Origin of the sequence: Dokdonia genika, assembly GCF_042652845.1 — a bacterium.
Taxonomy (GTDB): Bacteria; Bacteroidota; Bacteroidia; order Flavobacteriales; family Flavobacteriaceae; genus Dokdonia; species Dokdonia donghaensis.
In genome coordinates this window covers 70164-90372 of the sequence record NZ_JBHSHB010000003.1, presented here as the reverse complement: position 1 = coordinate 90372, position 20209 = coordinate 70164, and the positions used below count along the sequence as shown (strand labels likewise).

Annotated in this window: 18 protein-coding genes; 5 read left to right on the top strand and 13 right to left on the bottom strand. The window is 36.5% G+C overall.

Translation table 11 applies throughout. From position 1 onward, the window contains the following. Nucleotides 1–31 precede the first annotated feature (31 nt). Genes ACFO5T_RS00355 through uvrA form a run of 3 tightly spaced genes read right to left on the bottom strand, consistent with a single transcriptional unit; the run spans nucleotide 32 to nucleotide 4628 of the window. Nucleotides 32–895 carry a TolB-like translocation protein gene (locus tag ACFO5T_RS00355; RefSeq protein ID WP_380031080.1) on the bottom strand — a complete coding sequence of 288 codons (864 nt, stop codon included), beginning with the start codon at nucleotides 893–895 and terminating at the stop codon, nucleotides 32–34. 48 nt (nucleotides 896–943) lie between these two features. Then, entirely contained in the window at nucleotides 944–1786 is an 843-nt protein-coding gene (locus ACFO5T_RS00350; protein ID WP_380031078.1) for a hypothetical protein, read from the bottom strand. Between the two features lie 46 nt (nucleotides 1787–1832). Beyond that, complete coding sequence (gene uvrA, locus ACFO5T_RS00345; RefSeq protein ID WP_380031076.1) at nucleotides 1833–4628, bottom strand: excinuclease ABC subunit UvrA; 2796 nt, start codon at nucleotides 4626–4628, stop codon at nucleotides 1833–1835. Between the two features lie 247 nt (nucleotides 4629–4875). On the opposite strand from uvrA, the gene ACFO5T_RS00340 reads away from it, so the two are divergent. Further along, nucleotides 4876–5460, top strand: coding sequence for an RNA polymerase sigma factor (locus tag ACFO5T_RS00340; protein ID WP_038600795.1), 585 nt, complete (start codon nucleotides 4876–4878; stop codon nucleotides 5458–5460). Between the two features lie 278 nt (nucleotides 5461–5738). Here the strand turns inward: ACFO5T_RS00340 and ACFO5T_RS00335 are convergent, their stop codons facing one another. After that, nucleotides 5739–6413 carry an endonuclease III domain-containing protein gene (locus ACFO5T_RS00335; protein WP_380031073.1) on the bottom strand — a complete coding sequence of 225 codons (675 nt, stop codon included), beginning with the start codon at nucleotides 6411–6413 and terminating at the stop codon, nucleotides 5739–5741. A 177-nt stretch (nucleotides 6414–6590) separates the two neighbouring features. On the opposite strand from ACFO5T_RS00335, the gene bcp reads away from it, so the two are divergent. Next, nucleotides 6591–7046, top strand: a complete 456-nt coding sequence (gene bcp / locus ACFO5T_RS00330) for a thioredoxin-dependent thiol peroxidase (protein ID WP_021779032.1) — start codon at nucleotides 6591–6593, stop codon at nucleotides 7044–7046. A 71-nt stretch (nucleotides 7047–7117) separates the two neighbouring features. Here the strand turns inward: bcp and ACFO5T_RS00325 are convergent, their stop codons facing one another. Then, nucleotides 7118–8575 (bottom strand): TonB-dependent receptor, encoded by a 1458-nt coding sequence (locus ACFO5T_RS00325; protein ID WP_380031071.1) that lies wholly within the window; start codon nucleotides 8573–8575, stop codon nucleotides 7118–7120. Nucleotides 8576–8702: 127 nt separating this feature from the next. Between ACFO5T_RS00325 and ACFO5T_RS00320 the strand changes: the two genes are divergently transcribed. Continuing rightward, nucleotides 8703–9494 carry an MBL fold metallo-hydrolase gene (locus tag ACFO5T_RS00320; protein ID WP_380031069.1) on the top strand — a complete coding sequence of 264 codons (792 nt, stop codon included), beginning with the start codon at nucleotides 8703–8705 and terminating at the stop codon, nucleotides 9492–9494. Nucleotides 9495–9496: 2 nt separating this feature from the next. Then, nucleotides 9497–9988, top strand: coding sequence for a hydrolase (locus ACFO5T_RS00315; RefSeq protein ID WP_380031066.1), 492 nt, complete (start codon nucleotides 9497–9499; stop codon nucleotides 9986–9988). A 1-nt stretch (nucleotide 9989) separates the two neighbouring features. Here ACFO5T_RS00315 and ACFO5T_RS00310 read toward each other — a convergent pair whose 3' ends face one another. The 8 genes from ACFO5T_RS00310 to ACFO5T_RS00275 all read right to left on the bottom strand — a co-directional run bounded on the left by ACFO5T_RS00310 (nucleotide 9990) and on the right by ACFO5T_RS00275 (nucleotide 19476). After that, complete coding sequence (locus tag ACFO5T_RS00310; protein ID WP_380031064.1) at nucleotides 9990–10640, bottom strand: alpha/beta hydrolase; 651 nt, start codon at nucleotides 10638–10640, stop codon at nucleotides 9990–9992. Nucleotides 10641–10654: 14 nt separating this feature from the next. Next, nucleotides 10655–10990 carry a DUF4870 domain-containing protein gene (locus ACFO5T_RS00305; RefSeq protein ID WP_380031062.1) on the bottom strand — a complete coding sequence of 112 codons (336 nt, stop codon included), beginning with the start codon at nucleotides 10988–10990 and terminating at the stop codon, nucleotides 10655–10657. After that, complete coding sequence (locus ACFO5T_RS00300) at nucleotides 10990–12243, bottom strand: dihydroorotase (RefSeq protein WP_380031060.1); 1254 nt, start codon at nucleotides 12241–12243, stop codon at nucleotides 10990–10992. Before ACFO5T_RS00300 ends, ACFO5T_RS00305 begins: the two co-directional genes overlap by 1 nt. Continuing rightward, complete coding sequence (locus tag ACFO5T_RS00295) at nucleotides 12240–14165, bottom strand: BatA domain-containing protein (protein WP_380031058.1); 1926 nt, start codon at nucleotides 14163–14165, stop codon at nucleotides 12240–12242. Before ACFO5T_RS00295 ends, ACFO5T_RS00300 begins: the two co-directional genes overlap by 4 nt. Nucleotides 14166–14205: 40 nt before the next feature. Next, nucleotides 14206–15399, bottom strand: coding sequence for a sensor histidine kinase (locus tag ACFO5T_RS00290; RefSeq protein ID WP_380031056.1), 1194 nt, complete (start codon nucleotides 15397–15399; stop codon nucleotides 14206–14208). A gap of 69 nt (nucleotides 15400–15468) precedes the next feature. Beyond that, nucleotides 15469–16233: a TIGR02757 family protein gene (locus tag ACFO5T_RS00285; RefSeq protein ID WP_380031053.1), complete on the bottom strand. Its 765-nt coding sequence runs from the start codon at nucleotides 16231–16233 to the stop codon at nucleotides 15469–15471. 57 nt (nucleotides 16234–16290) lie between these two features. Then, nucleotides 16291–16956, bottom strand: a complete 666-nt coding sequence (locus tag ACFO5T_RS00280; protein ID WP_380031051.1) for an ABC transporter ATP-binding protein — start codon at nucleotides 16954–16956, stop codon at nucleotides 16291–16293. Nucleotides 16957–17004: 48 nt separating this feature from the next. Continuing rightward, a complete protein-coding gene (locus ACFO5T_RS00275) occupies nucleotides 17005–19476 on the bottom strand; it encodes a DUF5916 domain-containing protein (protein ID WP_380031048.1) in 2472 nt (823 codons plus the stop codon). A gap of 124 nt (nucleotides 19477–19600) precedes the next feature. Here ACFO5T_RS00275 and folE point away from each other — a divergent pair, with 124 nt between their 5' ends. Beyond that, nucleotides 19601–20197, top strand: coding sequence for a GTP cyclohydrolase I FolE (folE, locus tag ACFO5T_RS00270; protein ID WP_035324811.1), 597 nt, complete (start codon nucleotides 19601–19603; stop codon nucleotides 20195–20197). The last annotated feature ends 12 nt before the right edge of the window (nucleotides 20198–20209 follow it).

The following is a 20209-nucleotide window of genomic DNA, read 5'->3' as shown; positions in this document are numbered from 1 at the left end:
ATTGTTTTTCATCTTTATGATAGATAAATGATTACTTAGATTTTGGTTGTGAGATTGTAGATACAATAGCAATCTGGTTACCACTAGGTGCAATAGCAAACCGTGTGATGTCTTGTAGCGCAGTATCTTTAAAACTATGGAAGACCTTCCACGCGTTTTTGTCTTTTACAAAAATGGTATTCCCCTTTGCCGCAAGTAATCGACCATCTGGTAACCAGTTTATATCTTCTACGCCCTCATCTAGTGGTATAATATTCGTTATCTTTTTTGTAGCTGGGTCAAAAGATTTTACCATCCAAGGTTGTGAAGTTTTGTCTATGAAACTTACCAGAGGAGTCTCAGGTATTTTATGAAAAGATCTACCTACTGCTATCTTCAGGTCTTCTGTTTTTTTACTATCTAAGTGATGAATTACTAGATGTAAATTATCTCCAACAATATCTGCTCCTACAATGGTATTCTTGTCAAACCAAGTATAGTAAGCCACTACCGCATCTTTAACTAGGGTAGGAGTTTCTGTTTTTCTGGGTAGATAGTGATATAAACGCTGTAGACCATCTGGATCTAGACGCACTGCAGAGATTCCTCGTTTACCCATCATAAACTGCGGAGAGTATTCTCCTCCTTGAGTGCTTATGTTAAACTGTTTTGAAGTGCCTCTCATATACTGTATGATTTCTGTTTGCCCTTCACGAGTACCAGCATAAATAATCACATTATCTGCCAGAAATTGTGGCTGGCTGTCATAGCCATTATTTTGACTAATGTTTTTTTTGTTGTTAAGCACAGGTTTGTCTTGCGTGGCATCGATATCAAACAGAAAAATCTCTGTATCAGATTGTGACCTCACAAACGTAATTGAAAACAGAAGTAACAGTAGTAATAGGTTTTTCATAATTAAACGTGTTGATGGTTTTTGTTACGCTTTCGCGAAAGCGTGATACTACATTTTTCGAGGTTTAGTTGAGTCATAATCGCTATCTAGATCATCTGTCTCATAAGTACTATCACTAGCATAAGTCGTTGATGACGAATCATAGCTAGTTTTATTTTTATTTGATCTTAGATCGTGAGGTTCAAGGCTGTTATATGAAGAGCTTGTAGCACTAGATGAAGATATATAGGTGGTTCCTGTCATTTTATTCCAGGCGGGAATTCCTAAAAAATCACTTAGTGTTACAGCATCTGTTTCAATACTCTTTCTGTGGCCGTGATCAACAATATTATAACGGCTACCATCTTCAAATACAAGATTAATCTCATAGCTGGTGTAAGAGCTTTTATCTCCACGCACACGCTCTGGTAAAATTTGTAAAGCCTTTATGGTGTCTAGCTTAAAATTATGTGCATCTTCTTGCACAGCTAGGCTTGTTACTTCTTTCTTTTTACTTTTATGAAAATAGCCTGATGACTTATTAAATGTAATTGTAGTATTGAATTTTCTAAGGATATAGATACCTACGGCAATGAATAAAAGTGGGATGATCATAAATAAAATTCCTTCTAGCTGTACCCCAAATTTGAATACTGTAAAACCTCCTAATGCAACAAAAGCCAGCGGGAATAATATAAAAATAGCCCCAAAAATTTTTCCAAAAGAGGAGGCTTTATATTGAAGTTCGCTATCAGAGATTTTTACTAAGCTCTTAGTCTTAAAGTTTGCGCCACCGCCAGCCTTAGGTGACCAACTAACTTTACTGGCAAGCTCATCATTAAATACACCAGGATCAAAAGCTGTAGTTTTTGTAGCTTGAACGAGGTTTTTTATAAAGTTAGAAAGTCCCATTGTACTAAAATAGGACTTTCGGAGGTAATATCTAATTAGTAGATGCTTAGAGTTTTTCCTTTAAGTATGTACCGGTAAATGATTTCTTATTTTTTGCAACTTCTTCTGGTGTTCCGGCGGCTACGAGTTTTCCTCCATTTTTACCACCTTCTGGTCCCATATCAATAACATAGTCTGCACATTTTACAAGATCCATATTATGCTCTACAACAATGATAGAGTGACCTTTTTCAATAAGAGCCTCAAAAGAAGCTAGGAGCTTTTTTATATCGTGAAAGTGAAGTCCCGTAGTAGGCTCATCAAAAATGAATAACGTCTTGTCCTTTGTAGTTCCTTTTACGAGAAAGCTTGCAAGCTTTATACGTTGTGCCTCACCACCAGATAGGGTAGAAGAGCTTTGTCCTAAAGTTACATATCCTAGGCCTACATCTTGAAGTGGCTTTAATTTACGTGTTATTTTTGCCTCATTATGTTCTGTGAAAAATGACACCGCATCGTCAATAGTCATCGTGAGGATATCGTCTATATTTTTACCATTAAAGGTTATCTCAAGCACTTCTTTTTTAAATCTTTTGCCCTTACACGTCTCACATACAAGATGCACATCTGCCATAAATTGCATCTCGATAGTTACCTCGCCTTCACCTTTACAAGTCTCACAACGACCACCGTCTACATTAAAAGAAAAGTGCTTTGCTTTATAATTTCTTATTTTACTAAGCTTCTGACTTTCAAATAGCTTTCTAATATCATCGTAAGCTTTGATGTAAGTTACCGGATTTGATCTAGAAGATCTTCCTATTGGGTTTTGATCTACATACTCTATGGTTTTTATGTTATCATAATTACCTGTGAGTTTTGTAAACTGTCCTGCTTTCTCACCATAACCTCCTATAGCTTTAAGCATAGCAGGATAGAGGATCTTACGTACAAGTGTGGACTTACCACTTCCAGAAACACCTGTAACAGCCGTAAAAACTCCTAGAGGAAAACGTACATCTACATTTTTAAGATTATTTTCTCTAGCACCTATAACCTCTGCATAGTATTTTGAAGTTTTACGCTTTTTAGGCACCTCTATTTCTAATGTTCCATTTAGATATCCCGCCGTGAGTGACTCACTTTTAAGGATATCATCATAGTCACCTACTGCAACTACGTCACCCCCAAAGGTTCCTGCTTCTGGCCCTATATCTATTATGAAGTCTGCTTGTTTCATAATATCCTCATCGTGCTCTACGACGATGACTGTGTTGCCCAAATCTCTTAGGGACTTAAGGACCTCTATGAGTTTTTCTGTATCTCTAGGGTGCAAACCTATGCTAGGTTCATCAAGAATATACATAGAGCCTACAAGGCTACTACCTAATGATGTAGCGAGGTTAATACGTTGTGACTCACCACCAGAGAGTGTGTTAGATTTTCTATTAAGTGTGAGATAGTTGAGTCCTACTTTTTGTAAAAATTGTAACCTACTTTTTATTTCTGTAAGTAATCGCTTTGCTACCGTAGTATCATATTCATTAAGCGTTAATCCATTAAAAAAGTCTTCTACTTCGTTAAGTGGTAACTCTACAAGGTCTACTATGTTTTTTCCTCCTATCTTCACGTAGGTTGCCTCTGGGCGCAGGCGTTTACCTTTACAGGTATTACACTTGGTCTTACCGCGGTAACGAGAGAGCATCACCCGGTTTTGTATTTTATAAGCTTTAGACTCTAAGAATTTAAAGAACTTATTGAGTCCGTCAAAGTGTGTATTACCTTCCCAAACAAGCTGCTGCTGTTCTGGCGTGAGTTCAAACCAAGGTTTGTGTATAGGGAAGTCAAACTTATATGCACGATTAACTAGTTGGTCTCTGTAATGACTCATACTATCACCTCTCCAAGGGAAAATAGCATTCTCATACACAGAGAGTGCCGTGTTAGGCACTACGAGATCTTCATCTATACCTATTACATCACCATAGCCCTCACAAGTGGGGCAGGCACCATAAGGATTATTAAAAGAAAATAAATGTACGTTAGGCTCTAAGAATGACATCCCATCTAGCTCAAACTTATTTGAGAACTGGCGTCGTGAGCCGTCTTCCATTTTTTCTATAAAGAGCGTTCCTTTACCTTCAAAAAACGCTGTTTGTATGGCGTCTGAGAGACGATTTACAAAATCTTCATCTTCTGGATTTGTGATGATACGGTCTACCACAAGTAGAATGTCTTTCGCTTTAAGCTTAGAACCTATTTCGGCTACTTCATCTAGGCGTTTTACTTCTCCTTTTACTTGTATACGTGCATATCCTTGTTGTAAAAGAGCTTGAAGTTTTGATTCAATTTTTCTTCCTTTTTCTAAGTGAATAGGAGCGAGGAGCAGGAGTTTTTCTCTTTTGGCGAAAGCCAAAATATACTTTACCACATCTGTAACGGTATCCTTTTTCACCTCATTGCCAGACACAGGCGAGTAGGTCTTGCCTATACGGGCAAAGAGCAATTTAAGATAATCATAAATCTCTGTAGAGGTACCTACGGTAGATCTAGGATTTGTGCTGTTTACCTTTTGCTCAATAGCAATAGCAGGAGCAATACCTTTTATATAGTCTACCTTAGGTTTATCTAACCTGCCTAAAAACTGTCTGGCATATGATGATAAACTTTCTACATAGCGACGCTGTCCTTCGGCATAGAGTGTGTCAAAGGCTAATGAGGATTTGCCAGATCCAGAGAGTCCTGTGATGACCACAAGTTTGTTTCTAGGGATAACAGCATTAATATTTTTGAGATTGTGGAGTTTGGCACCCTTAATGATAATATTCTTCTTAGGATTTACATCCTCAACGTCTATAAGCATCGCAATTCTTTAGATATCTAACAAAGATACCGAAAGTGTAGTGCTATTAAAACCGAGTAAAGACGGGTTTTAAGATGTTTTAATTAAAATATTGTGTAAATACCCCATTTTTTAAGAAAGGTTAACATAATTATTATATATTTACGGTCATAAACACAAAAACAAACTGCGTATAGCATAATACTACTTTATAAAATTTTGGGCTAGAATGGAGGTTCTAGCAATTTTAATCTACAAAGTGGTACTTATGAAAAGTGTTTTAATTACAGATGCTACGCTCGTTAGCAATTACATCAAAGGAGACGAAAAATCATTAGCTATGCTTATCGCAAGGCATAAACAACGTATATATAGTTTTATATACTCAAAGGTGTATGATCGTGATATCTCTGAAGATATTTTTCAAGATACTTTTATTAAAGTCATTAAAACGCTTAAAAAAGGAAAGTACAATGAAGAAGGTAAGTTTTTACCTTGGGTAATGCGTATTGCTCACAATCTAGTGATAGACCACTTTAGACGTAATAACCGTATGCCTAAATTTGATAACACGGGTGAGTTTTCAATATTTTCTGTACTGAGTGATAATAGTCTTAATGCTGAGAAGCAAATGGTACGTGATCAAGTAAACAGAGATGTAAAACGTATCATTGAAGAGCTACCAGAAGATCAAAAGGAAGTACTTAAAATGCGTATTTACCAAGAGATGAGTTTTAAAGAAATCTCAGAGCGCACGGGAGTGAGTATTAATACTGCACTGGGAAGAATGCGTTATGCATTGATCAATTTGAGAAAAGTGATTGATACAAATAACATAGTTTTAACAAATTAACATAATAAGCCATACTTTTTTGCGTTCTTGATAAGAACCAAAGAAAATCCGAATGGCAAAACTTTACTCTAAACCTTCGTCAGGTAATAAAAAGACGACCCCATATGAACCAAAAAAAGAGACTGTAGATTATCTCTTGAACTACTCTAAGGCTTTAAGTGTTATACATTATAAATCGATGAAGTTTGAAGCACTCATCAACTAAACTTTGAGAAAACCCCGACTAGTCATCGGGGTTTTTTTATGGGTTTTGAGTACGCTTTCGCGAAAGCGTAAACTTATTTTTTCTTCTTTCTTTTGGCCATCATTTTTTCATAGTCTGTAAGCACTGTCTTACGGCCTATGGTTTTTGTAATGATATCTTTTTCTAAGTCCCATCCTCTAGCAGGTGAGTAATCTCGGCCGTACCAGATGATTTGGAGGTGAAGATCATTCCAGAGATGTTCTGGAAAGAGGCGCTTTGCATCCTTTTCTGTTTGCACCACATTTTTACCATTTGTAAAGCCCCAGCGGTACATAAGTCTATGGATATGCGTATCTACAGGAAAAGCTGGTATACCAAAGGCCTGAGCAACAACAACACTCGCAGTTTTATGGCCCACAGCGGGAAACTCTGTAAGCTTCTCTATGCTAGCAGGTACAACACCATTATATTTTTCTATAAGCATTTGTGACAATCCGTGTATACCTTTTGCCTTCATAGGTGAGAGTCCTACGGGCTTTATAATCTCTCTTATTTCTTCTACGGTAAGCTTTACCATATCATAAGGATTATCTGCCACCTCAAATAGTAGTGGTGTAATCTGGTTTACTCGCACATCTGTGCTCTGTGCACTCATAAGCACGGCTATAAGAAGCGTGTAGGGATCTTTATGATCTAGAGGAATAGGGATTTGAGGATAAAGCTCTTGTAGTGTATCTATAGTGAAGTCAACCTTTTCTTGCTTAGTCATTGCTTTATTGAGAATTTATAGCACCTTAAAAGTGTATTTCTTTTTGTTAATAGAGATAACTCGTAACTTTATAAAAGTGATGGTCTTTATGAGATGATCCTATTGTTATGTAAAGGTAATTAACCATTGTGAGATGTGAAATGAGATATCACAACCACAATAAATTTTAAATTGAAGATGAATACACTAGAAGTAGGGGATAAGGTCCCAGATTTTACTACAACAGATCAAGATGGAAATAGCGTAAGCCTTTCTGATTTTAAAGGGAAGAAGCTTATTGTATTTTTTTATCCTAAGGCTAGTACACCTGGATGTACGGCAGAAGCTTGTAATCTTAGAGATAATTATAAGGAACTACAAGACCAAGGCTACCACTTACTAGGGGTAAGCGCAGACTCTGAGAAGCGCCAGAAAAATTTTGCAACTAAGTATGAGTTTCCTTTCCAGCTTCTTGCAGATGAAGACAAGACGGTGATAAACGCCTTTGGCGTATGGGGACTTAAAAAGTTTATGGGTAAAGAATATGACGGCATACACCGTATGACCTTTAAGGTAGATGAAGAAGGTGTAGTTACAGATGTTATCAAAAAAGTAAAAACTAAGGATCACGCTGCTCAACTGCTAGATGCTTAACAAGTAAATTAAAATTAAAAAAAGCCTTAAGTAAAATACTTAAGGCTTTTTCTATTGCTATAATGTTGATACTATTTATCTGCCTCTAGTAATGCAGATGCTTGATAACCGAATAGGTTACGAGACTTTATAAGTTCAGAAACGCCTTCTGGGAGCATATCTTCCCAACCAGACTCACCGTCTGATATCATACGTAATACCTCTCTTGAGAATATATCTGTGATTGCTGGATCGTAATTTTCTATATCTAATACTTTACCGTTAAGCTTAAAGAACTTGTAAAGTTCCTTCATACGTGGGTGCACCTTCAGGTTATCACTTGTAGTGTACTCTCCTGTTTTTGGATCTTTCATAGGGTATAAGAATACCTTAAGATCTTTAAAGAACAGTTTTCCAAAAGCCTCTAGTATACCTCCACTCAAATGACGGTAGTAGCTTGTGTCAAATATATCTATGAGATTGTTTACGCCCATTACTAGACCCATACGCTCCTTAGTATAGTTTGAGAAATACTCAACTACACGGTAGTACTCTTTAAAGTTTGAGATCATCACTGTTTGCCCTAGTGAGCCAAGCAGTCGTGCTCTTGCCATAAAATCTTCTTCATCTATATCTCCTTCTGCACGGAGGTTTGATAAAGTGATTTCAAAAATGGCCTCTGTCTTTTTCTCATTAACACGGTTTGCTTCTACAAACATTTTATATGCTTTTTCAAACATATCCATATTAACCTTAGTAACTGGTCTAAAGCTACCACGTAGGGCTAGTACGTTTTTCTTGTAAAGTAAAGCTGCTGGTAAGATGTTGTTACCTTTTGCATCAAACATTACGGCCTCTGTCATACCATTCTTTACAAGTTGTAAACTCATAAGACGGTTATCTACGTGTTCAAACTGAGGTCCAGAGAAGTTTATCGTGTCTATCTCTATCTGATCTTGATCTATGTGATCGTATAGATAGCGTAATAAATTTTTAGGATTATCGTGCTTGTAAAAAGCACCATATATAAGGTTTACACCCAGTGTACCTAAAGTTAACTGTTGTAAACGAGCATCATTTTCGTGAAAACGAACGTGTAAAATAATCTCATTAAACTCACCTTCTGGAGAGATTTGAAAACGTATACCTACCCATCCGTGTCCTTTATACTTCTTTGCAAAATCTATAGTAGCAACCGTATTTGCATACGTAAAGAAGATTTTATCTGGCTGCTTGTAACGAGATATACGATCTTCTATAAGCTTCATCTCGTGAGAAAGCATCTTTTTAAGACGCTTTTCTGTCACGTAACGACCGTCATCTTCTACACCATATATAGCATCAGAAAAGTCTTTGTCATAAGCACTCATTGCTTTTGCAATCGTACCACTTGCTCCACCTGCTCTAAAAAAGTGACGTACGGTCTCTTGCCCAGCACCTATCTCTGCAAAAGTTCCATATATATTATTGTTAAGATTTACTCTAAGAACTTTATTCTTGAGGGGAGGTACTTTTTCAAAGTCTTTATCTCCTAAAATTGTAACAGCCATAGTATTGTTTTTTCCATCTTTTAATGGTTAACCAAAGATACAAAAAGGGGCTACTAGCCAAAAAAATAACTGTATTTTTGTGAGAGAATTATTAGCTACTACAGTTTCTTAATCTAGTTACACTTACGTGAAAATCACCTTTCTCGGTACCGGCACCTCACAAGGCATTCCCATTATAGGAAGCACGCATCCCGTGTGTCTTAGTGATGATCCACGTGATAAAAGATTGCGCGTGTCTGTGCTTATAGAGTGGGACGAGTATAACTATGTGATAGATTGTGGGCCAGATTTTAGACAACAGATGTTAAGTACGCTTTCGCGAAAGCGCACACCAGCAGGTGATCCTGCTCCTTTGCACGGTATATTATTTACCCACGAGCACGCAGACCACGTTGCGGGGCTAGATGATATAAGACCTTTTGTTTTTAGACAAGGTAATATGCCTATTTACGGTCATAAAAGAGTGATTAAAAATCTAGAAGAGCGTTTTGAATATATTTTCGCTACAGAAAATAGATACCCCGGTGCCCCAAGTGTAACTTCTCACGAGGTTAAAAATAATGAACCTATCTCTCTGGGTAATATTATGGTAACCCCTGTAGAAGTTTATCACGGAGATTTACAAGTATTTGGGTATCGGTTTGAAAAAATTGCCTATCTCACAGATGTAAAAACTATTGCAGAAAAGGAGATAGCTAAGCTTAAAAATCTTGAAATACTTGTTCTTAATTGCTTGCGTGAGGAGCCACATAGAACGCATCTTAACGTTGACGAGGCTCTATCTTTAATAGCTAGAATTAATCCAAAAAAAGCATATTTAACACATATAAGTCATCATCTAGGTTTTCACGCAGAAGCCGAAGCAAAGCTCCCAGAAAATGTTTATATAGCCTATGATGGCCTTACCCTAACTACTTAATTATGAGAAGAAATATTTTTTTATACCTATTTTTATTTGCTGCATTATATATCATATTTCAATACATAAATAGTAGCAAAGGTCTTGAATACCAAGGTCGCAGAATAACGAAACTAGAGCAAAAGATAGCTAAGAAAGATTCTCTTTATAGCGCTCTAGAAGATAGACTTGCAAATACAGAGTATTTTACACTTTTAGGTAATGAAAATACAAAGGAATACTTTGATAATGATAACCTTGTTGTGGAAGAGATAAAGCCAGCTATAGTAGATGGTTTATATGCAAAGAATACTGCAAAGGGCAATGATCTTATAAACTTTGTAGGTGACGGGAGACCTTTTCAAATCAATCGTGTACAAATTTTGAACCACAGATGGATTATAGCCGACTTCTCAGATGGTAAAAAATGGGGAGAAATACTAGTGGAGTATTTCGTAAATGAAGATGGCTCTGTAGATTACAATCGTGTAGAAAGCTTAGTTTATCCTAACTAAATTATATTTGCTCTTCAAGCCATTTTTTAAACTCATAAAAATTAGTAGGGTGCACGCCGTGACCTACCGGAAACTCACTTAGAGTAGTGCTTATGCCTACTTTCTCAAGGTACGGAGGTGTTTTGCGAGCAGCATCTATAGGTATTACTTGGTCTACCGTACCGTGTGAGTTGTATACATTGAGGTGCGCATAAGAGGGATTGCTCTTAAGCTCAATAATGTCCTCATTAATATAGCCACTTAGACCTATCACATTTTTAATTTTTTCTGGATAGGTAAGAGCTACAGCATAGCTTAAGATGGTTCCTTGGCTGAAGCCTAATAGCGTCACATTATGCTTGTCTAGTTTATAAGCTGTAATTGCTTCATCTATAAAATTTGCAATGAGATCTCTAGATTGACGTGCACCATCATTATCTGATGATTTTACTCCATCTGGATCTATACTTATATGATACCACGCATTACCATATGGCTGCATTGCAATAGGTGCTCTGGCAGATATGATAAAATAATTTTTTGGTAACTCCTCTGCAAAGCTAAATAAGTCTTCTTCATTACTTCCATAACCGTGAAGTAGGAGTAGTAGTGGTGCTTTATCACTAGAGGTGATGGTAGGCTTTTGTATAATGTGTTCTAATGACAGTGTCATAGGTATGTGTAATGCTAGTTATTGTTATTTCCTCCCAGTATATTCTGATAAAAAGAACCTACTAGAGGAACTAGTTGTCTCTTTCCTTGAAAGGCAGAGATGATACCATAAAGCCATAGGGCAAAGAATAGTACAAGAAACCCAAGTGATGCCATAGGTATATTAAGATAGCTTAGAGGCATCATAATTAAGAAGTAGCTTAATGTTAAACCTAATGATTGTCTTAAGTGAAAGGCGGCAAATTCATTTTTTGACTCGCTATTCATAAAATAAGCTATGATAAGACCTACAAAGGTAATGTAGCTTACAACGGCAGCTGTTTTACCTTCAAATACTGTGTTTTCATCCATTAGTTAAGTACTACTTGATTATTTGCTATAATACCATAAACCTCACCTTTTACTTTCTTATTAAGAAATATGGCATTCTGAGAACTTGAGAGAATATCTTGTTTTGTAAATGTCTTGCTTCCCTTTGTAGAGAACAGTGTAAGATCTGCCTTAACTTGTTCTTTTACAGGGTTATTTTGACCTATAAATAGATTTCTTCCTGCTGTAAGTAGTGTTATAGCTCTTTTTTCTGAAACTATTGTAAGAAGTGCTTTAAAAGTAGCCTCTTGAGCTATTGCACCGTACATAGCATTATCAAACTCTACATTCTTACGTTCTACGTCTAGCGGATTATGGTCACTTGTGACAGTATCTATAGTTCCATCTTTTACTGCTGCTACAAGGGCCTCTACGTGTTCTTTATTTCTAAGAGGAGGTAAGACTTTATAACGTGTGTCAAAATCTTCTATAATATCATCTGTAAGGCATAAATTATGAATAGCAACACTACAAGTGACGTTAAGCTTTTTACTTTTTGCAGCTCGTATTAAGTCAACTCCTTCTTTTGTAGAGACCGTGGGTATATGAAGATTGCCACCTGCATATTCTAAAATATGTAAATCTCTTGCTATCTGTAAACTCTCTGCAATGGCAGGTATACCTTTAAGGCCCACTCTTGTGCTCATTACACCTTCATTTACCATTCCTTTACCAGCTATTTGCTGTTCTTGCGGAAATGACAATACAAGTCCATTAAATCCCTGAGTATATTGTAATGCAATTTTAAGGAGATTTGGATTTTTAATAGGGGTCTGGTAATCGCCGAAGGCTACAGCTCCAGATTGTTGCATATCATATAATTCTGCAAGATCTACGCTCTCACTATTTCGCGTAAGCGCACCTATAGGATATAATGATGTTGCGTGTCCCTCTGCCATTTTTTTTACAAATGTTATGTCAGAGCTCGTATCTATTATAGGATATGTGTTTGGGTTAAGTGCAACACCTGTAAAACCGCTACGAGCAGCTACATTAAGACCATTATCTATAGTCTCTCGCTCCTCATAACCGGGCTGCCCCATACTCACGCTAGTGTCAAACCAGCCTTGCGAGATGTGTAAATCTTCTTTTTCAACTGTCGTTTCACCTTTAAGACTCGCTAGTTTTTGACCTATTTCTATAATGAGTCCATCCTTAATCCTAATATCTTGTGTTGTGCCGTGGTAGGGGCTCTCACTATCTATGATTGTGGCGTTCTTTATGAGTACTTTCATTTATAGAATTTTAAAATCAGGATTTCTAATAGTAGAAATAGTAAGGCAAAAATAATAAACCATTTCCAAAGAGATTGTACATTATCACTGCTCTCAAATTTGTCAAAAAGACTTTTAATTGAGGTATGGTAATTTTTATCATTATCTAGCTGTGCATATCGCAAGTTGCTTTCTGACCTGGTATAATTATAACTCACTTGCTGTAACGTGTTTGTACCATACTGCACGTTATAATTACCTGCCACTTGTGGGCGCTGTGTTGTTGTGATCTGTACTCTACTACCTTTAGATTGCTGTAATGGTATAAAATTATTTTCTTGAGCAGTGCTTTGCTCAAGTGTGATAACTTCATCGTCTTGTAATACTAGTGGGATATCATAGGTGTTTGTAACCCCCGTATTCATATATAGATCTGGGAGTTGCAAACTTTGTCTAGCCATATTATAAAAAGTAGGCACAATGAGTGGTGAACTTTTAAAATTTGAGTTTTCTTGTGAAAGACTCCCAGAGAATGCATAGATGCCGTTTTGAGCAGTTAAAAAAGTTGATCCGTCTTGAAATTTTAAAATAGGATCGCCACCAGCTATAGCGTATGATTCACTTACAGATGGATATTGAAAATTATCAATTCTAGTATCAAAAACGTCTCTATAAATAGGGTGGTCATAATTGATTGTTGTGACTAGTTGCTTTTCGTTTTGCTTTGCTGTAACCTGTAGAGAAGCTAGATTTTGAAGTGTTAGATTGTAAGCGTTTGGTGATGTGGTGCTATTAGGTATTATTGTGCAGATTCCTCCCGCTTTCGCGAAAGCGTCTATAACCCCAATAAGAGATGACGGAATATCTGTCACTTCATTTAAAATGACATAATTTGCCTCAGGAATCTTACTGTAATCTAAATCTTTGAGCGTGGTTGTGGTGTACTCAAACTCTGGAGCGGTAAAAATGCGTTGTAAGTAATTTGAATTACCACCATTAATAGCTAGCACACGTATAGGTCTATCTTTATTTATTGTAAAAAATAATGTGTTATCAAACTGTAATAAAGGATCATCTATAACCACGCGACCCTCTAAGCCATCTTCACTTTTTATTGTAAACAGAACACTTGTTATGAGATCATCATTAAAGGAAGCCGTTCCCTTTGCTAGTAGGGTGTTTCCATTATAAAGAGATACAGCGGTATTAGTCTCTCTTTTTTCTAGTGTAGAGAGTAACACGGTAAGCTCTAGTCCCGAAGCTTTTCTTGCAGAAACATAAATAGAATCAATGCTCACATTATTTTTTAGAACGGGTTGTAGCTGTATGTAGTTTTTTAAAACGTTTGAAGCAGGGAGTTGGTAAGGCGTTCCTTTTTCTTGATAGTCTGAAATAAGGATGAGCCTTTTACTTGTAGAGGGGTCCTTTGTAAATTCCTTTTGAGCTTTTAGTGTGACCGCCTCTTCAGAAAGTTGTGTAGCAGTAAAGGGGAGTTGTAGCAACTCATTTCTTATATCTTTTACTGTGGTGTTTCTATATGCTGCATTATTTGTGAGCAGGGTAAACTTTTGATCTTCTTGTAGGTTGGTAATAAGGTCTTGCGCAGCGGTTTTTAAAAGTTGACCAGAAGGGCCTTTTGCTTGCATACTATAAGAGTTATCAAGATAAATAATAGTCTCCTTAGGTAGCGTTGCTATATCAGATTGTGGTATAAATGGTTGAGCAAAAGCAAATACAATAGCTGCCAGCAATCCCATACGAGTGAGTAAAACAAGCCATTTTTTTACCGAATTACTTTTACGAGTTTGAGTCTTAATCTTCTTGAGGAAAGCAACATTTGTAAAAGCCTCAGTCTTAAACTTGCGTAGTTGAAATAAGTGAACAATAATAGGGATAAGCAGCAAGAACAAGGCATAAAGTAGTTCTGGATGTCTAAACTGCATAAGGGTTTTCTGATTTGTTCAAAAATAGATAAAAGACCCTTTATCGCCTAATAGTAAAAGTGAAAATACTTCCCTTTCCCACAGTAGAGTCTACAGTAATAGTACCGCCTAATGCTTCTACAAGTTTTTTTACGGTAGCAAGGCCCATACCCGTACCTTTATTACCATTGCGATCATTTGTCCCCATAGTTTTAAAAGGCTCAAAAATATGAGCCTGCTTATCTTCTGGTATACCCACACCGTTATCTGCCACTGAGATGCTATAAAAATCTTTAGTAATAGTGCCACTTAAAGTTATCTCTGGATGCTCACTTGTGTTATACTTAACACCGTTATCTATGAGGTTAGATATAACTTGCTCAATAGCCACGACGGGTACTGCTTTGAGATCAATATTTTTATTAAGAGTGATAGTAACATCACTAGATTTGTGAAGGTTTTTTACTTCACTTACTATAGTATCAAGCGAAGCATCATCTTTTGTCACGAGCAAATTATCTGCTCGATAATATTCAAGTAAGCCATCTATGTAGCTCCTCATAGATTTTGTAGACGTACTTAGATGTTCCATAAAGACTGTAAAGTCTTCATCATTTTCTTCTGCATAATCTTCGTTGAGTTGGTTTACAAGACCTTCTATACTTGATAATGGTGATTTTAGATCGTGAGCAATAAGTCTTGCAAAGTCTTCTAGTCTATTATTGCGGGCTGTTGTCTCTTGTTGTGATTTCTGGAGTTCAATATTTCTTTTACGTGCCTCAAATAATAAAATAACTTGCTTTGCTAAACCTAGCAGTGCCTCTTGCTGTTTTTCATCTAGCGTTCTAGGCTTGTGATCATATACACATAAAGTTCCTAATGCGTGGCCATCTTGGGTTTTAAGAGGGACACCAGCATAAAATATTGCTTTAAAATCTTTTACTAGCGGGTTGTCTTGAAAACGCTCATCTACCCGAGCATCTTCTACTATAAAAATGGGATTTTCTGTAAGAATAGCGTGTCCGCAAAAAGAAATATCTCTTGGTGACTCAGAGAACTCAATACCTAATCTAGATTTTAAGAAATTTCTATCTACATCAAGAAGCGTCACTAGTGATATGGGAGTATCACATATATAAGAGGCTAGCTTTGTAATAGTATCATAAGCCTCTTCTGGTAACGTATCCAGTAACTCATAGCTACGTAGCGCTTTAAGCCTTTCTTGTTCATTTATAGGTGGTACAGGTTTTTTCACGAGTATGGATAGTTGCTAGTTATATTGCAAACAGATTTTGATGATTGTTTTCTAATAAATAAAGATAGATTAAAAATTTTCAAAAGCACCAAGTCCAAATAATGCAAAATCATATTTTACTGGATCTACGGGATCCATTTTTCTTAAGGCTTTATCTAGCTCGGCTAAGGTTTTACCATCATTTTGCTTTCGCGAAAGCAATCTAAGCTTCCTTGCAACATTGCTCGTATGTACATCAAGAGGGCAAGATAATAGGGAAGGGGAGATAGATTTCCAAATCCCGAAATCTACACCGGATCGAGCATCTCGTATCATCCATCTTAAAAACATATTGATACGCTTTGCTGCCGAATTTTTAGAAGGATCACTCACGTGTTTTTGTGTGCGTGGTAAATGATCTACTTCAAAAAACACTTTTTTAAAATGTGTGATTGCAGGTTGCAAATCACCATTTGTAATTCCTGATAAAAATACCTGCTCTAGACCGCCGTGATGAGTGTAGATGTTTTTAAGTGCTCTTATAAACGTCTCAAAATCTATGCTATTAAATGTGCGATGTACAAACCCTTCAAAGAGGTGAGCCTGGTCTGGCGTGTAGTTTATTACAAAGTCGTGAGGAGCTTCACCCATTATCTCCATCATCTTTGTAGCGTTATTGATAATACTCTTTCTATTACCCCAAGCTATGGTAGCTGTAAGAAAAGCGGCTATTTCTATATCTTCTTTTAGATCAAATCTATGTGGAATTTGAATAGGGTCGTGAGGTATAAAGTCATTATTTTCATACTGTGCGGCCTTCTCGTCTAGAAAAATTTTGAGTTCCTTTTTGTTCATCTTCAGATTAGGGGTTGACCTTAATGGTGTATAAATTACCTCAAGCTAAGTGTCATTTTAGGCATTTACAAACATACCGTCTTTCATCACAAGTTTACGGTCTGCCATATTTGCTAGCTCTTCATTATGCGTGACTATAATTATGGTTTGGTTAAACTCATCCCTAAGTCTAAAAAATAAATTATGTAGATGCTCTGCACTTTCTGTATCCAGGTTGCCAGATGGCTCATCTGCAAGTATAAGCGCTGGGTTATTTATAAGTGATCTTGCAACGGCTACACGTTGTTGCTCGCCTCCAGAGAGCTCATTAGGCTTATGGTCATAACGATGTGATAGTCCTAAAAAGTCTAATAGCTCCTTAGCTCTCTTTTCTGTAGTTACTTTATCTTTTTTTGCAATATAAGCGGGTATACAAACATTTTCTAGCGCTGTAAACTCTGGTAATAACTGATGAAACTGAAATATAAAACCTATATGCTCATTTCTAAAGGCACTCATAAGTTTTGCTTTCATACCTATGATTTCCTGACCATTTATATGCAAACTTGTAGTGGCACCCGTGTCTGGGCTGTCTAATGTGCCAATAATTTGAAGTAATGTGGTTTTACCTGCTCCACTTTGTCCTACTATAGAGACGACTTCACCTTTATTTACTGTAAGTGAGACATCTTTTAATACTTTAAGATCGCCAAATGTTTTTGAGATGTGTTGTGCCTTTACCATAAGAAATTACTTGACTGTGAAAATACTACAATAACCTTATAAGCACAATTAAGAGACCTTTTTAAAGACGTGCTTTATGTTGTTATAATCTATAAAGTAAGTAACCCTCAATGATAAGGTATGATTTAGAGATTCTTGAAATAAATTACGTAAACTATCATTGTAGCTTATGGTTGATAACTCATCAAACTTTGAAATTTGATTACGATAGAGTAGGGAAGCTTCACTACCTGGTGCAAATCTCCACCTAAAACTCAGATCCAGATTCCAGATATTAAAATTTGCATTAGGATCTCTGCGCTCTGTTAAGTCATAATCTGCTATTTCTGATCGTGAACCATCATCGTTAAGTAAATAATATATATTACTACTATGGTCTGACACTGCCCAGAAGTTCCTTAAACTTAAATTTATAGCCTTGTAGGGATCAAAATTATAGTTTGCTGTAACTCTATTTTCAAAAGAGGTTACGTCGCGTAGGCCTAAAAAGACCTCAGTATCTGTATTATCTACCCAGCCAAAGTTATTTTTTCTACTTGAGTAATCTGATGCTAATATGACAAGTAGTTTTTCTGAAAATCTATAGCGTGGAGAGAAGTTAATACTATAGTTAAACTGGTCTTGATTACCAAACCACTGTCTTACAGCTCCTCCAAAATCAAAAGCAAACTTTTTTCTAAAATCTGTAGAGACAAAGCCTCCTCCACCTAGATTAGACTCAAACGTTACAAACTTACCATCTACACGTGGCTCAAAATAATCTTGATTTTTACCATTAAAACTTAAGTTTCCACCAAATGCAAGTCTTTTTGTAGTTGCAAAAAATGAGTTGAGCCGGATGCTGTTACGTGTTTTTACGCTGGGCTTGTATAACCGCTGGTGACGTACAGTCACATCAAATCTATAGTTGTTAAATTTACCTTTAGGTTGTATGAGTTGGTAAGATCCACCTAGGGTAAAATTATTAAAGTTATTTCTAAAATTTACCCCTAGGTCATTTATGTCAAGTTTAGTATTTGCAAAGTCGTGACCTACTCGATATCTCCAGTTTCCAGATATTTTTCTAAAATCAAATTCTGACTGAAAACCTGTAGTGGTCTCGCCAGACTCTCTCACATTACTAAAAATCCCTCTACCAGAGATGTTGTAATTATTGTTTTTATCTGCGATGTCAAAAACACCCCCAGTAACATTTGCATTTCTAAAATTACTACCGCTCCTTGTGACATTTGTATTTATGAGTGATACAGAAGAGTTTTGATTAAACTGCTGGTCTAGTACAAAGACGTTATAGTTAGATAGTGGTTCTATAAGAACTTTACGTCTCGAGGTGTCTATAATACTACTTGTATCGTCTTCATTAAATTCTGTGCGCTCTATGGTTGCAAATGTCTTACTACCTATTGAGTTTAGAAAACCTATACCTAGGCCACCTTTTGTACGTCCAGATATTTTAATTGAGTTGAGGAGTTTAACCTTTGCAGGGTAATCTATAATTTCTTCGGTAACGGTGTCGCTATCTTCAAGAGTTACACTGCCAGATGCTGGACCGCCTATGCGTCTAGAAAAAAAGATTCTCCCTTTATTAAACAAGTCAATACCTTCTGTAAAGAAGGCTCTATTCTCACCAAAGGTTTGTTCAAAAGGTCCTAGATTGAGCACCACATTGTCAAAAGCTACTTGTCCAAAATCCGGTATAAGTTGTGCGTCTAAAGTAAAACTATCACTAAGGCCATATTTTATATCTAGCCCACCAGCAAAGTTAGTCTCTGTCTGGCCATCTTGTGTGCTTATAGCACTTTGTACAAATGGAAAAAATGTAAGTCGCACGGGAGGATCTATATTGCGCACTCCGGTAACAGTGCCATTATATTGTGTATCTCTCCCTATACCACGCTCGATTCTACTCCAAGTATGTGTTTCATTTTTATTTACTAAACGCCTATAGAAGTTAACACTCCAATTTTGAACGTCACTTTCGGGAAAACGTAAAGCATTATATGGTATGCGGTACTCTGCATACCACCCTTTCTTATCACGTGATACCTTACATTCAAAAACAACATTAAAACCGAAGTCTCTATTATTTTGAGTGATTCGTTGATCTCCTATAGTTCCCGCACTCGTGACATAAAATCTCGTTTCATTTATACCATCATTATAGGTGTTAAGAGCTACCATAAAATGATCTGCCTGAGCAAATACTTCATCACGCTGGCTAAACTGTCGTGCAATGTCTTCTGGATTAGGATCATATAAGTATGCTGCGATGTAAATAGCCTTATCATCATAGGCCATTTTTACCTCAGTGCGTTGGTTTTCTTCTATCGTCCCCTCGTTGCCTGGTTCAAACATATGAAAGTCACCATAAACAGGTAGTGATTTCCAGATATTGTCATCTAGTACTCCATCTATCTTTGGGGCTACACTAATACGCTCTGCGTTCAGAATTTTGGTACCCTGAGAAAAGAGAAATCCGGTAGATAGTAATGAGAGTATTCCTAAAGCAAGAAAGCGCATAAAATTTATTTTGACTAAACAAAACTATGGTTGTCATATAGATCAAACTCTAAATAAAAAGTTAAAAAGCAAAATCAAACTGTTTAATAAATTGTATATTTGATTAAACATTTTAATTAAGACAATGCCATACAGAAAATTTGAAGAGTACAACATAGAAGTAACAGAAGATGTAAAAAGTAATTTTACATCAATTATTAAAAGTCTTGGTGAAGACACAAGTAGAGAAGGTATTGTAAAAACACCAGAAAGAGCTGCAAAAGCAATGCAGTACTTAACCTCTGGTTATGAAATGGATGCTGCTGCTATATTAAAGGGAGCAATGTTTAAGGAAGACTATGATGATATGGTGATTGTAAAAAACATCGAACTCTACTCTCTCTGCGAGCATCATATGCTACCTTTTTTTGGAAAAGCACATATAGCTTATATTCCTAACGGTCATATTGTAGGTTTGAGCAAACTACCGCGCATAGTAGATGTTTTTTCACGTAGGCTTCAAGTACAAGAACGTCTCACACACGATATCTTAGAGTGTATTAATACAACCTTGCAACCTAAAGGAGTGGCAGTGGTTATTGAAGCTTCACATATGTGTATGATGATGCGAGGAGTTCAAAAACAAAATTCTACGACCACTACATCTGGTTTTAGAGGTCAATTTGAAAGACAAGAAACCCGGAATGAGTTCCTTAAATTAATCTCGTCAAATTTAGATTAATATTTTTGGAAT

Bases quoted from the DNA above. Each gene is read 5' to 3' on its own strand.
- ACFO5T_RS00355 (WP_380031080.1), bottom strand. From the start codon at position 895: ATGAAAAACCTATTACTACTGTTACTTCTGTTTTCAATTACGTTTGTG.
- ACFO5T_RS00350 (WP_380031078.1), bottom strand. From the start codon at position 1,786: ATGGGACTTTCTAACTTTATAAAAAACCTCGTTCAAGCTACAAAAACT.
- uvrA (WP_380031076.1), bottom strand. From the start codon at position 4,628: ATGCTTATAGACGTTGAGGATGTAAATCCTAAGAAGAATATTATCATT.
- ACFO5T_RS00340 (WP_038600795.1), top strand. From the start codon at position 4,876: ATGAAAAGTGTTTTAATTACAGATGCTACGCTCGTTAGCAATTACATC.
- ACFO5T_RS00335 (WP_380031073.1), bottom strand. From the start codon at position 6,413: ATGACTAAGCAAGAAAAGGTTGACTTCACTATAGATACACTACAAGAG.
- bcp (WP_021779032.1), top strand. From the start codon at position 6,591: ATGAATACACTAGAAGTAGGGGATAAGGTCCCAGATTTTACTACAACA.
- ACFO5T_RS00325 (WP_380031071.1), bottom strand. From the start codon at position 8,575: ATGGCTGTTACAATTTTAGGAGATAAAGACTTTGAAAAAGTACCTCCC.
- ACFO5T_RS00315 (WP_380031066.1), top strand. From the start codon at position 9,497: ATGAGAAGAAATATTTTTTTATACCTATTTTTATTTGCTGCATTATAT.
- ACFO5T_RS00310 (WP_380031064.1), bottom strand. From the start codon at position 10,640: ATGACACTGTCATTAGAACACATTATACAAAAGCCTACCATCACCTCT.
- ACFO5T_RS00305 (WP_380031062.1), bottom strand. From the start codon at position 10,990: ATGGATGAAAACACAGTATTTGAAGGTAAAACAGCTGCCGTTGTAAGC.
- ACFO5T_RS00300 (WP_380031060.1), bottom strand. From the start codon at position 12,243: ATGAAAGTACTCATAAAGAACGCCACAATCATAGATAGTGAGAGCCCC.
- ACFO5T_RS00295 (WP_380031058.1), bottom strand. From the start codon at position 14,165: ATGCAGTTTAGACATCCAGAACTACTTTATGCCTTGTTCTTGCTGCTT.
- ACFO5T_RS00285 (WP_380031053.1), bottom strand. From the start codon at position 16,233: ATGAACAAAAAGGAACTCAAAATTTTTCTAGACGAGAAGGCCGCACAG.
- ACFO5T_RS00280 (WP_380031051.1), bottom strand. From the start codon at position 16,956: ATGGTAAAGGCACAACACATCTCAAAAACATTTGGCGATCTTAAAGTA.
- ACFO5T_RS00275 (WP_380031048.1), bottom strand. From the start codon at position 19,476: ATGCGCTTTCTTGCTTTAGGAATACTCTCATTACTATCTACCGGATTT.
- folE (WP_035324811.1), top strand. From the start codon at position 19,601: ATGCCATACAGAAAATTTGAAGAGTACAACATAGAAGTAACAGAAGAT.